Origin of the sequence: Xanthomonas citri pv. mangiferaeindicae (assembly GCA_002240395.1) — a bacterium.
Classification (GTDB): domain Bacteria; phylum Pseudomonadota; class Gammaproteobacteria; order Xanthomonadales; family Xanthomonadaceae; genus Luteimonas; species Luteimonas citri_A.
On the sequence record CP016836.1, the window covers coordinates 188006 to 203984 of the forward strand.

General features: G+C 68.2%; 13 protein-coding genes, 1 pseudogene and 1 other annotated feature. Of the genes and pseudogenes, 5 read left to right on the forward strand and 9 right to left on the reverse strand.

Annotated elements, in window-relative coordinates:
• The first annotated feature begins 180 nt into the window (after window positions 1–180).
• Window positions 181–969 carry an outer membrane or secreted lipoprotein gene (locus tag BEN78_00885; GenBank protein ID ASR42176.1) on the forward strand — a complete coding sequence of 263 codons (789 nt, stop codon included), beginning with the start codon at window positions 181–183 and terminating at the stop codon, window positions 967–969.
• Here the strand turns inward: BEN78_00885 and BEN78_00890 are convergent.
• Window positions 966–1295, reverse strand: coding sequence for a hypothetical protein (locus BEN78_00890; GenBank protein ASR42177.1), 330 nt, complete (start codon window positions 1293–1295; stop codon window positions 966–968). The genes BEN78_00885 and BEN78_00890 overlap by 4 nt on opposite strands.
• 189 nt (window positions 1296–1484) lie before the next feature.
• Window positions 1485–1580 (forward strand) — a binding site (glycine riboswitch).
• 84 nt (window positions 1581–1664) lie between these two features.
• On the opposite strand from BEN78_00890, the gene BEN78_00895 reads away from it, so the two are divergent.
• Window positions 1665–4553, forward strand: coding sequence for a glycine dehydrogenase (aminomethyl-transferring) (locus tag BEN78_00895; GenBank protein ID ASR42178.1), 2889 nt, complete (start codon window positions 1665–1667; stop codon window positions 4551–4553).
• 111 nt (window positions 4554–4664) lie between these two features.
• Here BEN78_00895 and BEN78_00900 read toward each other — a convergent pair whose 3' ends face one another.
• From BEN78_00900 to BEN78_00930, 7 genes are all read right to left on the reverse strand, one after another.
• Window positions 4665–4931, reverse strand: a complete 267-nt coding sequence (locus BEN78_00900) for a hypothetical protein (GenBank protein ASR42179.1) — start codon at window positions 4929–4931, stop codon at window positions 4665–4667.
• Between the two features lie 48 nt (window positions 4932–4979).
• The gene (locus tag BEN78_00905; protein ASR42180.1) at window positions 4980–5492 is read right to left on the reverse strand and encodes a hypothetical protein; all 513 of its coding nucleotides are present in this window, start codon (window positions 5490–5492) and stop codon (window positions 4980–4982) included.
• A gap of 63 nt (window positions 5493–5555) precedes the next feature.
• Window positions 5556–6113, reverse strand: a complete 558-nt coding sequence (locus BEN78_00910) for a hypothetical protein (protein ASR42181.1) — start codon at window positions 6111–6113, stop codon at window positions 5556–5558.
• Entirely contained in the window at window positions 6110–7639 is a 1530-nt protein-coding gene (locus BEN78_00915) for an FAD-dependent oxidoreductase (GenBank protein ID ASR42182.1), read from the reverse strand. The genes BEN78_00910 and BEN78_00915 overlap by 4 nt, the downstream gene beginning before the upstream one ends.
• A 113-nt stretch (window positions 7640–7752) precedes the next feature.
• Window positions 7753–10152, reverse strand: coding sequence for a catalase HPII (locus BEN78_00920; GenBank protein ID ASR42183.1), 2400 nt, complete (start codon window positions 10150–10152; stop codon window positions 7753–7755).
• Between the two features lie 141 nt (window positions 10153–10293).
• Window positions 10294–12798, reverse strand: a complete 2505-nt coding sequence (locus BEN78_00925) for a hypothetical protein (protein ASR42184.1) — start codon at window positions 12796–12798, stop codon at window positions 10294–10296.
• Window positions 12696–13145: a hypothetical protein gene (locus tag BEN78_00930; protein ASR42185.1), complete on the reverse strand. Its 450-nt coding sequence runs from the start codon at window positions 13143–13145 to the stop codon at window positions 12696–12698. Before BEN78_00930 ends, BEN78_00925 begins: the two co-directional genes overlap by 103 nt.
• A gap of 318 nt (window positions 13146–13463) precedes the next feature.
• On the opposite strand from BEN78_00930, the gene BEN78_00935 reads away from it, so the two are divergent.
• On the forward strand, window positions 13464–13727 hold the full coding sequence (locus BEN78_00935) for a hypothetical protein (GenBank protein ASR42186.1): 264 nt from the start codon (window positions 13464–13466) through the stop codon (window positions 13725–13727).
• A 145-nt stretch (window positions 13728–13872) separates the two neighbouring features.
• On the opposite strand, the gene BEN78_00940 is transcribed toward BEN78_00935, so the two are convergent.
• Window positions 13873–14373, reverse strand: coding sequence for a DNA-binding protein (locus tag BEN78_00940; protein ID ASR42187.1), 501 nt, complete (start codon window positions 14371–14373; stop codon window positions 13873–13875).
• A gap of 172 nt (window positions 14374–14545) precedes the next feature.
• Between BEN78_00940 and BEN78_00945 the strand changes: the two are divergent.
• Window positions 14546–15270: pseudogene (locus BEN78_00945) on the forward strand (UMP kinase).
• A gap of 89 nt (window positions 15271–15359) precedes the next feature.
• The gene (locus tag BEN78_00950) at window positions 15360–15917 is read left to right on the forward strand and encodes a ribosome recycling factor (GenBank protein ID ASR42188.1); all 558 of its coding nucleotides are present in this window, start codon (window positions 15360–15362) and stop codon (window positions 15915–15917) included.
• Window positions 15918–15979 lie beyond the last annotated feature (62 nt).

The window sequence follows — 15979 nt, forward strand, 5'->3', positions numbered from 1 at the left end:
GACGGTCACAAGAGCGGCCGCGCAGCATAGCAACGCATCCGTGACCGGCGCGCCGGACGCAGCGTTCCCTGCATGCCCATGCCCACCCCGCACACGTGCCGCGCGCCCGTTGCACGGCCCCACAAGGATGACCGCCGGCTGTCCACCGCCCGTGCACGCCCGGCGCGCCACGGTGGTGCCATGTCTTCTCCATCTCGCACCTTCGCCTCGCTGGTCCTCGCCGCCGGACTCGCTGCCTGCACTGGCAACACCCCTACCGAACCGGCGGTCGCCCCGCCCGGCGCCACCCCGACCGCTGCCACGCGCACGCTCGAAGCCGGTGCGCGAGCTCTGCAAGGCACTGCGCCGCTGCGCGACATGGACATCCATATCGTCGGCTTCCACCCGATGAAGGACGACCCGTCGATGCAGATGGAGGCCCACCACTACTGCCGCCAGGTCAATGAGGATTTCGCGCAGTGCGCCCTGTTCGACGGCGACACCGTCCAGGCCAACCTCACCGGCATCGAGTACATCATCTCCGAACGGGTATTCGCGCAGTTGCCTGAGGACGAGCGTGCGTACTGGCATCCGCACAACGGCGAGATCCTGTCCGGCCAGTTGCTTGCCCCTGGCCTGCCGGAAGTCGCCGAGCGCGCACTGATGCGCCAGAAGATCAACAGCTACGGCAAGACCTGGCATACCTGGCATTCGCGCCACGGCACCGAGCCCGGCGATGCGCTGCCACTTGGACCCGCTGCGCTGGCCTGGTCATTCAGCCGCGACGGCGAGGTCGATCCGGCCCTGCTGGCCGACCGCGACCGGCGGACCGGCATCGGCAGCGCCCAGCGGCGCCAGGCGCGCGAGGACCTCCGTGCCCTCGCCCATCCGCAGGCCGGGGTCGACACCCTGCAGCACCATTTCCCCGACGCCACCCCGATTCCGGGTGTCCGCGATATCGCCGCGGACCCCGAGCGGACGCAGCGCTAGAGCCGCTCGACCGCGCTGGCACGGATCAGGACCTCGTCCTGGTCGAAGCGCGCCTCCAGCGTGGCGCGGTAGGCCGCCCACCAGGCGCGGTCGAGCCGGTCGGTCATGACCTCGACCAACACCACCTCGTCGCGCTGCACTTCGCCGCCCGGGTCTTCCCAGGCGCCGGCGGCCGGCGCGCGCACGAACGCGGTGGCGCCGCCGAAGCGTGCGGTCAACTCGTCGCGCACCGCATCGAGCATCGCGCGCGGCCAGGGCTGGCCGTCGGCGCCGCGCAGCGGCAGGAAGAGCTGGACAAGCGTGCACGGCGTCGGCGCTGCGGACATGGTCGAAACATCGGGCGGCAGAAGGGCCGCAGCATCGCCGCGGCGTCATGCAGCCGACGTCACGACCCGCCCGGCCGGGCGCAGGAGCACGGTATAATCGGCGCGCTGCAACCAACCGGTGGGAGAAGCGGGTCCGCCCCGCTGCCGAAGGCGCAACGCCCGTAATCGCTCAGGCCCACGTACTGCCGGCGGGAAAACTCTGGAGAGACCGGTTCGATCCGGCGCCGAAGGTGCATGGGGACGCGTCACCCCCGAACTCTCAGGCAAAAGGACAGAGGGGCACGAGGAAGGCCGGCGCCTTCCGTCGCCGCATGCCGTTCCGGGCGCGGCGCGGCATCCGTCGGCCCGCCGCCCCTGCCGCCCTACCGGATGCCCGCCATGACCGCATCGCCCCTGCGCGACCTCGAACACCCCTCGGCCTTCGTCGAGCGCCATATTGGCCCGAACGATGCCGAGATCGCCCACATGCTCGAGGTCGTGGGCCATGCGTCACTCGACGCGATGACCGACGCCATCGTCCCGGGCAGCATCAAGTCAGCCACCGACCTGGCGCTGCCGACCGCGACGACCGAGGTCGAGGCACTGGCGAAGATCCGCGCCATCGCCAAGAAGAACACCGTGCTGCGCAGCGTCATCGGCCAGGGCTACTACGGCACCCACACGCCGAACGTGATCCTGCGCAACATCCTCGAGAACCCGGCCTGGTACACCGCCTACACCCCGTACCAGGCGGAGATCTCGCAGGGCCGCATGGAAGCCTTGATCAACTTCCAGACCATGGTCGCCGACCTGACCGGCATGGATATCGCCAACGCCTCGCTGCTCGACGAAGCGACCGCCGCGGCCGAGGCGATGACGCTGGCCAAGCGCTCGGCCAAGTCGAAGTCGAACGTGTTCTACGTCGCCGACGACGTGCATCCGCAGACGCTCGACGTACTGCGCACGCGCGCCGCGGGCCTGGACATCGAGCTCGAGGTCGGCCCCGCCGACGCCGCCGCCCAGTCCGCCAGCTACGGCGTGCTCCTGCAGTACCCCAACACCTTCGGTCGCATCGACGACCACCGCGCGGTCGCCGACGCGGTGCACGCACGCGGCGGTATCGTCGCGGTCGCGGCCGACCTGCTGGCGCTGACGCTGATCGAGGCGCCCGGCGCCTGGGGCGCGGACATCGTCGTCGGCAGCGCGCAGCGCTTCGGCGTGCCGTTCGGCTTCGGCGGCCCGCATGCCGGCTACATGGCCTGCCGCGACGCATACAAGCGCTCGATGCCCGGCCGCCTGATCGGCGTATCGGTCGATGCCGACGGCAACCCCGCCTACCGGCTGACGCTGCAGACCCGCGAGCAGCACATCCGCCGTGAGAAGGCGACGTCCAACATCTGTACCGCCCAGGTGCTGCTGGCGGTCATGGCCTCGATGTACGCCGTCTACCACGGCCCGGAAGGCCTGACCCGCATCGCCCGCCGTACCCACCGCTTGACCGCGATCCTGGCCGCCGCGCTACGCCAGGCCGGTGTTTCGGTCGGCGACGCGTTCTTCGACACGCTGCACGTGACCGGCGTCGACGCCGACGCGCTGCACGCCAAGGCGCGCGCGGCCGGCTTCAACCTGCGCGCGATCGACGCCGCGTCGGTCGGCATCAGCCTCGACGAGACCACGACCCGCGACGACGTCGTGGCGCTGGCCGCGGTGTTCGATGCGCAGGCCGACATCGACGCGCTCGACGCCGCGACGGCCGACGCGCTGCCGCAGGCGCTGCGCCGCAACTCGAGCTTCCTGCAGCACCCAGTGTTCAACACCCACCACAGCGAACACGAGCTGCTGCGCTACATGCGCACGCTGGCCGACCGCGACCTGGCGATGGACCGCACGATGATCCCGCTGGGCTCGTGCACGATGAAGCTCAACGCCACGGCCGAGATGATCCCGGTCACCTGGCCGGAGTTTGCCAACCTCCACCCGCTGGCCCCAGCCGATCAGACCGCCGGCTACACCGAGTTGATCGACGGCCTGGAGGCGATGCTGGTGGAGATCACCGGCTACGACGCGGTCAGTTTCCAGCCCAACTCCGGCGCCCAGGGCGAGTTCGCCGGCCTGCTGGCGATCCGCGCCTATCAGCGCGCGCAGGGCCAGGGCCATCGCGACATCTGCCTGATCCCCGAATCGGCGCACGGCACCAACCCGGCGTCGGCGCAGATGGTCGGCATGACCGTGGTAGTGACCCGTTGCGACAAGGACGGCAACGTCGACGTCGACGACATCCGCGCCAAGGCCGAGAAGTATTCCGACCGCCTGGCCGCGATCATGATCACCTACCCGTCCACGCATGGCGTGTTCGAGGAAGACGTGGTCGCGATCTGCGACATCGTCCACCAGCATGGCGGTCAGGTGTACACCGACGGCGCCAACATGAACGCGCTCGTCGGGCTGGCCAAGCCCGGCAAGTGGGGCTCGGACGTCAGCCATCTCAACCTGCACAAGACCTTCTGCATCCCGCACGGCGGCGGCGGGCCGGGCGTGGGCCCGTGCGCAGTCAAGTCGCACCTTGCGCCCTATCTGCCGGGCACGCTGGGCGACAACGGCACGGTCGGCATGGTCTCGGCCGCCACCCACGGCTCGGCCTCGATCCTGCCGATCAGTTGGATGTACATCGCGATGATGGGCGCCGACGGCCTGCGCCGCGCCACCCAGGTCGCCCTGCTCAATGCCAACTACGTCGCCAAGCGCCTGGCGCCGCATTTCCCCACGCTCTACACCGGCCGCAACGGCCTGGTCGCCCACGAGTGCATCCTCGACCTGCGCCCGCTCAAGGACGCGACCGGCATCAGCGCCGAGGACGTGGCCAAGCGCCTGATCGACTTCGGCTTCCATGCACCGACGCTCAGCTTCCCGGTCTCGGGCACGCTGATGGTCGAGCCGACCGAGAGCGAATCGCTGCATGAGCTCGATCGGTTCATCGACGCGATGATCCAGATCCGCGACGAGATCCGTGCGATCGAGGACGGCCGCCTCGACCGCGAGGACAACCCGCTCAAGCACGCACCGCACACGGCGATGCAGGTCACCGCCAGCGAATGGACGCATGCCTATCCGCGTGAGTTGGCGGCGTTCCCGCTCGCAAGTCTGCGCCAGACCAAGTACTGGCCGCCGGTCGCGCGCGTGGACAATGTGCACGGCGACAAGAACGTGTTCTGCAGCTGCATCCCGATCGGCGCGGCCGAAGATGCGCCCGAAGCGTTCAGCGAGCCCGACGTCGCCTGAGCGCGCCCCCGTTGCACAATCACGATCCCGGGCCCCAAGCCCGGGATCGTTGTTTTACCGAACCGAAGACCACCATCCCGCCCACGATCTGGACGCGGAACATGACTTGGTCTACTTGGCCGCGCGCCGCCGTTTGCGCCAGGTCACGACCTGGCCGACGATCGCGGTGATCAGGATGCAGACGTTGGTGACGATGAACACCCAGTCGCCGACCAAAGCGCTGTAGGTGACGAAGCCGGTCGAGGCGGCGATCTGGCCGAGGAACAGCCATTTCGACACCCCGCGCGCGCTGTCGTCGCGCAGCTGCGTGGCGATCTGCCGCGCCAGAGTGGCCAGCAGAATCACCGAGGCCGCCCAGCCGATGAGTTCAGGGCCCATGCGCTCGGACCTGCGCGAAGCGGACGCGTTGGCCGGGCCAGGCCGCCATCAACGCTTCGCCGTCTGGCCTTCGGTTTCGTCGCGATCCAGATAGGTCAGCACGGTCTCGTCAAGATTGGCAGCCAACCATTCGGCCATCGCCTCTTCCTGGGCGAGGATCTCCTGGCACACCGCTTCGGTCTGCTGATCGCCCACCTTGCGTGCAGCGGCGATGATCGCGCGGTACGTGGCGATCTCGAGGTGCTCGAAGGCGTAACTCAAGCCGGAGCCCTTGACGACTTCGTCGCTCATCATCGAATTGCCGGCCGCGTGCATCGCTGCGGTTGCCGAGCCCATGACGTCCTTGACGGTCGATGTGGATCCACCAAGCGCCTCGATGCGCGCCTCAAGCATCCGCGCCTGTCCTTGGGTTTCCTCGACATGCTGCTCGATACGCTGCCGCAGGCGCGGATAGTGCTCCAGACGCGACGCCTGTCCCTTGAGCATGGTCTCGGCTTCGCTCTCCATCGCATGCGCATCCGACAGCCATTCCAACAGACGTTTCTCGTTCGCCTTCGTCATCGTTGTGTCCTCGTTGAATGAGCGTCCATTGGGCAGGCCGGACCGTCTGACCAACGTGAGCCGTCAATGGGGACGCCGCAGGCGAGCGGAAGAAATGTCCGGATCACCGCCACGCGCGACCCGCATGGCGTGCAAGAACTCCAGGCTTGCAGGCAACACGCACAACAGCAATGGCGGCAGCAGGACCAGACCACAGAGCCGGAGGTGATCGGCGTCGAACGTACGCAGTGCCGTCACCCATCCCGTCTCCTGCGCCAGTCTGCCTTCTGACACGAGCAATACGGCCAGTGCGATCCAAGGCGCCATATCGAGCACGCTGTGCAGATGCTGCTCGACGGGCGGAATCGCACGTCGGCCGTAAGCGACACGGGTGTCGAGATAGCCGGCCACCGCATGCGCGCAGACCAGCACCGCCTGCAGACCGAGCGTCGTCAGTGACGGCTCGAACGTGAGCCAGATCACGACCACGGCGCCCAACAGTGCAAGCTGCACCAGATGCATTGCCGATTCGGCCGCGCCAGACGTCTGCGCAAGGTGTTGCCGGCGATGGCAGGCGAAATCGCCAAGCCCGGCGAGCAGCCACGTCAGGTAACCGGCATACGCAAGGACGGCCGCGTTCATCGCTCGACAGGATCTCCATCGAGCGTGCACGGTGCCAGCGGCTGGTCGGTCGGCCCATTGAGGATCGCACCGGTGCGCGCCTCGAAGCGCGATCCATGGCAAGGGCAGTCCCAGCTCTTCTCCTCGGTACTCCAACGCACCACACAGCCCATGTGCGGACACCGCGCGTTGTGCACATGCAGCGTATCGTCGCCCGCTCGATAGACTGCGACACGGTGCAGGCCGCGGCGCAGTACCGCACCGGTCCCGCGCGCGATGGCGTCGGGTGAGTGCACATCCGCAGGCTTGATCCAGTCGCGGAACTGCGACGCGGCGTTGGCGTTTTCCCGAATCCAGGCCCCGCCACTGCGGATCGGTTTGCGTGCCGGATCGTAGAGGTCGACCCACGGGTTGTCGCGCCCCTGGATCAGGTCGGCAATCAGCAAGCCGCCAATCGTGCCGTGCGTGATGCCGTTGCCCGAATCGCCAGTGATCAGATAGACGTTTTCGTTCGCCGGGTCGGCACCGAGGAACGCCAGTCCGTCCGCCGGCTCGAGCACCTGCCCCGACCAGGCGTGCGTGAACGTGCCCAGCCCTGGAAACCGCGCGCGCGCCCACGCCTGCAACCGGGCGTAGACCTCGGGATCGTCGCCCTGCCCGGTCTTGTGGTCGGCGCCGCCGACGATCAGCATCGCCGAGCCGTCGCGACGCGTGTGCAGGCGCACATAGTGGTAGGGATCGGCGTCGTCCCAGTACAGACCATCGGGCACTGCGTCGGCCGCGATTTCGGCTGCGACGACGAAACTTCGGTAGGGCGCCTGCTTGTGGAACGTGGCGCCAGTGGGATGGAACGGCACGTTGGTCGCCACGACCACCGCGCGCGCGTGCAGCGTGCGCGCGTCCATCGTCAGCGTTGGCCGGGCGCCGCCCTCGACACGTTCGACTTCGGCCCGATGGAAGCGGCAACCGGAGGCCCGCGCTTCCTCGGCCAGACCCTGGAGGTAGCGACCGATGTCGATGCGGGCCTGGCCTGCGAATCGCAATACCGGCCCACCCAAATCAGGCAACGCCTCCAGACCGGGCAGTCGTTCGACCTCGAGCCCCGCCTGCCGCGCGGCATCGAACTCGCGCTCGATGTCCGAGACATCGCTGCCGTGCGGGAACAGATAGCCGGGCACGCGTCGAAAATCGCAGTCGATCCCGTCACGCACTCTCGCCTCGATCCAGTCGATCGCAGCCGCGTGGCTCGCCGCCGCGAGTCGCGCACCCGCCTCGCCATGGTGGCGCGCCAGATTGAAGAAGCGATCGTCGAGTGCCGAGGCCAGGTGCGCGGTGGTGCGCAATGTCTCGCCCGCACCGATGTCGTCCCGTTCGACGATCAGCACGTCGCGTCCTGCGTGCGCCAGTTGCACGGCCGTCGTCAGACCGGCGATCCCGGCCCCGACCACGACCACGTCCTGCTCACCGCCAGGATTCTTCTCGGTGAATACATCGGCCAAAGGCTCGAGGTCGTCGAACCAGACCGGGCGGGTGATACCAGTGCTCATGCCGTCTCCTTTCGCAAAAAATGCGGCGCGCAGCAGCCGGAATGTGGCGCCGCGTCCATCAGCAGCACGCGCTGCGTTGTCGGCAGCGCGTGCTCGCAGGAACGCGACCGACCTCAGATCAACGGCGGATCGCGCTCGCGATCGAAGTTGCGATGCTGCGCCAGCGCCTTGACGAAGCGTCCGATCGCCGCCTTGCCGGCATCGCGCGCCACGATCAACGCGGCGTCCTCGCCATCGAGGGGAATGCCCGCCGCTTCGAGCAGATCGGCGCCATTGCCGACGGTCAGGATCGCCTTGCAGTGGCGGAACTGGTCGCTGACGAACTCCACCGCACGCCCATCGCGAGTCAGTTGCCGCACACCCTCACCACTCGGGATCGCGACGCCGTCGAACAACACCGACGGCTCGTTCTCCAGCGACGCGTCGGCATCGAGGCTGGCGCCGTCGGCGGCGGTGAACGCCCCCACGCGCGGACCGACCAACCGACCGACCGCGCCTTCGGCCAACAAGGTCTTCTGCAGCGCGGCGACCTGATCGGCATCGCTGCCCTCGGCAATCAGGATCGCGATCTTGCGCGTGCGGATGCCCGCCTCGCCCGGCCGCGCCAGCATCGACAGTGCCGGCGACACCTCGACCTCGGGCGCCGGCGGATCAGGCAACACGCGCGGCATCGGCTCGGGCAACGGCATGCCCAGGCCCGCGGCGACCCGTTCGGCAAGATCGTCGGAGACATTGCGCAGCATCGAGACCACCCGCTCGCGGATCGCCGGCACAGTCACCTTCGACAGTTCGAAACGGAACGCGGCCACGATGTGTGCCTGCTCGATCGCAGTCTGGCTGTTGTAGAACAGCGTCGCCTGGTTGAAATGCTCGGCAAACCGCTCGGGCTTGCCGCGCACCTCGTCCTGTTCGACAGGCTCTGGAAACGGCACGAAGCCGGCCTTGCCGGCCTGGAACGGACAGCCGCCACCGAGCGAGTTGGGCTCGTAGGCGACCTTGCCGCGATGTATCGCCTGCCGGTGCATGCCGTCGCGCTGGTTGTTGTGGACGGGCGCGATCGGCGCATTGATCGGCAATTCGTGGAAGTTCGGACCGCCGAGCCGCGAGATCTGGGTGTCGACGTAGGAGTGGATGCGGCCGGCAAGCAGTGGATCGTTGGTGAAGTCGATGCCCGGGATCACGTGCGCGGTGCAGAACGCCACCTGCTCGGTTTCGGCGAAGAAGTTGTCCGGGTTGCGGTTGAGCACCAGACGTCCCAGCGGGGTCAGCGGCACCAGTTCCTCGGGCACGAGCTTGGTCGCGTCGAGCACGTCGAACGAGAAGCGCTCGGCATCTTCTTCGGAGAACACCTGCACCGCCAGTTCCCATTCCGGATACTCGCCCGCCTCGATCGCATCCCACAGGTCGCGGCGATGGAAGTCGGGATCGCAGCCGGAGGTCTTGACTGCCTCGTCCCACAGTTGCGCGTGCGTGCCGAGCACCGGCGTCCAGTGAAACTTCACGAACGACGACACGCCGTCGGCGGTCACGAAGCGGAAGGTGTGCACGCCGAAGCCCTGCATCATGCGGTAGCTGCGCGGAATCGCCCGATCTGACATCTGCCAAAGCAGCATGTGCGTGGACTCGGGCATCAGCGAGACGAAATCCCAGTAGGTGTCGTGTGCGGACGCTGCCTGCGGCATTGCGTGGTGCGGCTCGGGCTTGACCGCATGCACCAGGTCCGGGAACTTCATCGCGTCTTGGATGAAGAACACCGGGATATTGTTGCCGACCAAGTCCCAGTTGCCTTCATCGGTATAGAACTTCACCGCGAACCCGCGCACGTCGCGCGCGGTGTCCTTCGAGCCCCGCTCGCCGGCCACGGTCGAAAACCGCACGAACACCGGCGTGATCTTGCCCGCTTCCTGGAACGGCGCCGCACAGGTCAGCGACGGCACCGCCTCGTAGCATTCGAAATAGCCGTGCGCACCCGAGCCGCGCGCGTGCACGATGCGCTCGGGAATGCGCTCGTGGTCGAAGTGGGTGATCTTTTCGCGGAGGATGAAATCTTTCAGCAGCGACGGACCGCGCAGGCCCGCCTTGAGCGAGTCCTGGTTGTTGGCGACGGGCACGCCCTGATTGGTGGTCAGCCGCCGGCCGGTGGCGTCGACCCGGACGCGATCGAGCGACTCGACGGTCGGGTTGGCGCCAGGCGCCGGCCGCGTGCCGACCTTCGCCGACGCGTTGGATTCGCCCAGGGTGCTGGCGGTCGGCAAATCGGACGGTGGCGCCACCTGCCGTCCACGCGGGGGCGTCGTGGCCTGATCGCGGCCGTATTCGACTGCCTTGTTCTCGTTATAAACGAACTGCGCGGCGAGGAACTCGGTATCGGCGGCTTGCTCGGCCTGGAGATCGCCGGTCCCCCGGTCGGGCGCCTTGGACGCGGCGCTGTCGGATGCGCGCGCCGCGGACACCTGCTGCGCGGCGGCGTTCGAGGACGCGGGCCGCTTCGTGGATTTCGTGGACTTGGCCATCTGGGGGCTCCTGGACGCCGGGGATCGAATCTCCACACGCTAGAGCGACCGATGTGCGGACGCCGTGCACACTCCGTCACGCAACGCGAGCGACCACGCCAGTTGTGCCGACCCGCGACCCGGGGCCGGCAATGCCTCAGGTCACTCGGCCTGAGCGAGCAGCGCGAGCGCCGCGTCCAGTGGCTGCGGCCGTCCGAAGTGGTAGCCCTGCGCCTGATCGCAACCGTGGGCCGTCAACCAGTCGCGCTGCGCTGCGTCTTCCACGCCCTCGGCGATGATCGAAAGCCCCAGGCCGTGCCCGAGGTCGATCAGTGCCCGGCAGATCGCCGCACTGCGCGCATCGTCGACGACGTCGCGAACGAAGGCACGGTCGATCTTCAGCGAATCGAGCGGCAACTCGCGCAGGTACGCCATGCTCGAAAAGCCGGTGCCGAAATCGTCGATCGACAGACAGACCCCCTCGTCGCGCAACCGGCCCATCTGCGCACGCACCGCGTCAGGATCGCGCAGCAGCACACTCTCGGTCAGTTCGAGGTGTAGCACGCCCGGTCGCAGCGCATAGGACTGGCGCAGGGCGCGGATCGCATCAAGCGGCAACCCGGCCTCGAACTGCACCGCCGATACGTTCACCGCGATCGCCACGTCCGAGCCCGCATCCGATAGCCGCCGACTCGCGCGCGCAGCCTCTTCGATCACCCACGCGCCGATCGGCACGATCAGGCCCGATTCCTCGCACAGCGGCACAAACTGCGCCGGCGGCACGAAGCTGCCGTCCTCCTGACGCCAGCGCAGCAATGCCTCGAACGCCACCACTGCACCGTCGCGCAAGCGATGGATCGGTTGATAGAACAGCTCGAACTGGCGCTGGTCGAAGGCCTTGCGCAGGCGCCGCACCAGGGCCAGGCGCTCGGCCGCCTGCGTGGCCATGGCGTCGCCGTAGCGCACAACCGCGATACGCTCGCGCCGGGCCTGCAGTGCTGCGAGCGCAGCGTGCGCGATGACGTGCTCGGCGCCACCGTCCTCGCACGGCCCGTCGGCCAGCCCGATCCAGGCCTCGAGCGGGAACATGCCGCCGTCGGCTTCCACGGGCGATTGGCTGGCCGCCATCAGCTCCTCGACCAGCGCCGGCAGGTCCGCAGGATCGAAGGCGGCAATCGCAAAGGTTTCGGGCGGTGCGTGGCCGCCAAGCCCATAGCGCTCGGCGATCCGCGCAAAACGGCCGGCCGCTTCGCGCAGCACCGCCTCGCCAGTCCGGCGTCCCAGGGTGGGCGCGATCAATTCCAGATCGCGTAGGTGCACATAGGCGACCGCGAATCCGCTGCACGGGCGCACTGCGCACTGCGCATCGAGCTGCTCGGCCAGCGCGGTGAGCGTCAGCATGCCGGTCGCCGGGTCGTGGCTGGCGCGCCAGGCGAGTTCGCGCTCGTAGGCCAGCCGCGCGCCGATATCCTCGGCCAGCACCAGCCGTGCGCGCCCTTCGTCCATCTCGATGTCGCGGGCGTGCACGCGCGCATCGATCCGCTGCCCGCCCTGCGTGACCAGGGTCCAGGTCCGCTCACTGCTCCCCTCACCACGGCGCAAGATCACCTCGGTACCGGCGTCGCGGTCTTCGGGCGCGAGCAGGTCGGTCACGCGCATGCCGACAAAGGTCTCGCGGCTGTAGCCGTAGACCTCGATCGCCGCTTCGTTGACTGCGAGCACGTCCAGCGTGCGCACGTCGTAGAGCCAGGCCGGCAACGGATTGCGCTCGAACAGCTGACGGAACTCCATCTCCGCACGCTCGATCCGCATTTGCGCATCACGCCGCTCGGTAATGTCGATCACCGTCCCGGTCATCACCTCGCGACCGCCGTCGGACACGGTCGCCCCACTGCCCTTGAGCCAGCGGATGCGCCCGTCGGGCAGCACCACCCGGAACTCCTGCTCATAGGGCTCGCGCCTGCGGCGCAGATCGCTGAACTGCTCGAAGCTGCGCGCACGGTCGTCGGGGTGCATGCGCGCGAAGAACGCGTCGAGTGCAATGGTGCCGCCTTCGGGCACCAGGCCGAACAGTGCCGCCATCTCATCGGTGACGCGCACTCGGTCGTCGCCGGCCTCGAGCCGCCACACACCGATCTGCGAGGCCAGCTGCGCCTGGCGCAACCAGCGAGTCTGGGTCTCGATCTCGGCCAGCAGACCGGCCTGGGCCCGTTCGTTGGCGCGCAACCGGGCCAACACCGCGGCCAGTGCGATCCAGTAGATCACCACCAGCGCCAGCGCCGTCCCGACGTAGACGCGCCATGGCGCCAGCACCTCGCGCACGCTCAACCCGCCACTGACGACGAAGGGGTAGTCACTGGTTCGGCTGAAACCCGTTGCCCGTTCGATGCGGTCGAGCTGACTGACCCGCAGGATGTTGAAGCGCGCGCCATGCGCTGCGGCCGGGGCGGGCAACACCACCCGCTGGCCGATCTGGGACGGCCCGGGACCAAAGCGCGACACCACCAGGCCATCATGGGTGTAGATGACGATGCTGCCGTGACGACCGAGGTCGAAACCCGCCGTCATCGCATCGAACTCGCGGGTGAGCAGCCTGGCCACCAGCCAACGGCCGCGGCCATCGGGCAGCACGAGCGGCAGCTCCCAGCCGGCGTCGCCGCGCTGCAAGGCGCCCAGGCGTAGTCCCGTCGGGCCGGATGCGGGGCACCTTGCCATACACGCAGTGCGGGCGCATCGGGGCCGCCCGACAGCGCGCGCCCGTGCGCGTCGTAAAGTACGATCGATGCGATCTCGGCGTGGCGCGCGACCACTCCGGCGATCGCCTCCTGTACCAGCACGGGCACCGGGTCATCGCCGACATCAGCCGCAATGCCGCCCAGTGCACGCTCGATGTTGCGCAGTTCCAGATGCAGCAACCGGTCCACACCGGTCGCCATCGTCAGGCTCTGGCGATCGGCGGCCCGCATGCGTGTCTGCCGATCGAGCAGCAACAACACGATCAGACCGACACTCATCGCCAACCCAAGCGCCAGCCCGATCGCGCGCACGGTCGCGACCGACCTCCAGCGCCTCCCTTCACGCTCCATGGCCTGTTCCTTCGGCATTCCCGGCTCCTCGTGGCCTGGCCACGCGCTGAGTACTGCATCCGACGGCAGTGGACACCGCTTGGCGGCAGCCGCTCACGATACGAGGATGGACACAGACGCCGTGTGCATCTTGTCGCGCTCTCCGATACACAAGCTACGCCCTGCGACACCCACGAACAAGCGATTCACGTCCCTCTCGCATGCCGGCTGGCCACCATGGCAACCCCGCCTTTGAGGAGCGCTGCCATGTCGCGCAAACCCGATGCCGGCTCCGATGTCCATCCCGACCAGCCACAGCAGGCCGACAATGTCGCGGTCAACGATCGGATCGCCGCCCGCGGCGCCGATTACGCGCACGACAACAACCCATCGGCCGAGGGCAACGATCCGGCGCTGACCACCGGCCCGACATTCGTCCGCCGGGTCAAGGCCGATGGCACCGTCGAAGCGGCGTCGCCGGATGCCGAGCGCCAAGCCTCCGACAGCGACAGCGACGCGACGCCCGACTGAGCCGGCGCTTGCGCGGCCGTGCAATGCCACGCATCGCACGGCCCGTCGCGTCCGGAACGAACGAGCACCCGCCTCGCTCCGGCACCGCGACGCCCATCTCGATACCGCGCCGACCGGCCGCCTGACATGCGCGGTCGTCTTCCCTTCAGTCCTGCTTGCGGGTGCGTGCGGCCTTCTTGGCGGCCGCCTTGCGACCGGCGGCCCCCTTGGTCTTGGCCGCCTTCTTCGCTGCCGCCGAGCGGTCGGCTGCGGTGCGTTTGGTCGCTGCCTTCTTGGCCTGGGCCGACAGCGCTTTCTTGCCAGCGACCTTTTTGGCCGACGTCTTCTTGCTTGCGGTCTTGAGGGCCTGCTTGGCGCCGCGCGAGCGGGCCGCGGACGGCTTCTTGGTGGTGCCGGCCTTCTCCGAGTCCTGGGCCGCCTTCTTCTTGGTCGCCTTGGACGCGGTTTTGCCCGGTTTGGCATCGACCCCCGCGCGCCGCGCCTTCGACAGGCCAATCGCGATTGCCTGCTTGGTGGACTTGGCGCCATGCTTGCCCTCGCGGACGTGCTCGATCTCCTCGCGAACGAACTCGCCGGCCTGGGTGCTGGCGGACTTGCCCTCGCGCTTGGCTTTCGCGGCACGGGCGGTGGTCTTCTTCTCCGGCATGGCACGCTCTCTTTCGATGGACAAGGGCTGCGATTAGCAAGCCGTCGATCAAGGGCATGCGAACACCCCCCGCCGTTTCGCCCCGTCCTGCGCGAAAAATGCGACACACCAGGGAAGCGCGAATGGCGTCGATCTTCTAGAATTCACGCGCCCCCAATCTCCGGAGTTCGCCATGACCTCACCGCTCGCCTATCGCCGCGTCCTGCTCAAGCTGTCCGGCGAGGCGCTGATGGGGGACGAGGACTACGGCATCGACCCGAAGGTGATCGGGCGGCTGGCCGAAGAGGTCATCGAGGCGCAGAAGGCCGGCGCCGAACTCGGCCTGGTCATCGGGGCGGCAATATCTTCCGCGGCGCCGGACTGGCTGCCGGCGGCATGGACCGGGTGACCGGCGACCAGATGGGCATGCTGGCCACGGTCATCAATGCGCTGGCGATGCAGGACGCGCTGGAGAAGCGCGGTGCACGCGTGCGGGTGATGAGCGCGATCAAGATCAACGACGTCTGCGAGGACTACATCCGTCGTCGCGCGATCCGCCACCTGGAAAAGGGCAGGATCGGGATCTTCGCCGCCGGCGTCGGCACGCCGTTCTTCACCACCGACTCGGGGGCTGCGCTGCGTGCGATCGAGATCGGCGCCGACCTGCTGCTCAAGGCGACCAAGGTCGACGGCGTCTACGACGCCGACCCCAAGAAGGTGCCCGGCGCCAAACGCTACGACCGCCTGACCTACGACGAGGTGTTGGGCCAGGGCCTGGAGGTCATGGACACCGCGGCCTTCGCGCTGGCCCGCGATTCCGACCTGCCGCTGCGCATCTTCGACATGGGCCAGCCCGGCGTGCTGCTGCGGATCCTGCGTGGCGAGCCGATCGGCACGCTGGTCCAGGGACGCGGCTGAACCTGCCGGCCGGCGCCGGGCACCCGCCGCCCCGCGCCCGTCCCGGCCGCTTATAATCCCCCGATTCAGCACACGGACCGGGGGCGCGCATGCTCAACGACATCAAGAAAGACACCCAGACCCGCATGGCCAAGAGCGTCGAGGCCCTGCGCCACGCTCTGGTCAAGGTCCGCACCGGCCGCGCCTCGACTGCCCTGGTCGACCACCTGAAGGTCAACTACTACGGTTCGGACATGCCGCTGACGCAGGTCGCCAGCGTCACTGTGACCGATGCCCGCTCGCTGACGATCACCCCTTGGGAAAAGCAGATGGTGGGCGCGGTGGAGAAGGCGATCCTGGGCTCCGATCTTGGCCTGACCCCGAACACCGCCGGCACCACGATCCGCCTCAACATCCCGGCGCTGACCGAGGAACGCCGCCGCGACCTGACCAAGGTCGTCCATGGCGAGGGCGAGGACGCCAAGGTCGCGATCCGCAACATCCGCCGCGATGCCAACCAGCAGGTCAAGGAGTTGCTGAAGGAAAAGCTCGTCTCCGAGGATGACGTGCGCCGCAGCGAGGACGAGATCCAGAAGATCACCGACAAGGCGATCAAGGACGTCGACGACGTGGTCAAGGCCAAGGAACAGGAACTGATGGCGGTCTGAACAGCCGGGAATCGGACGACGGGAATCGGGAACCGAGTCCTGCGTCGCTCCCCCCTTCCGCA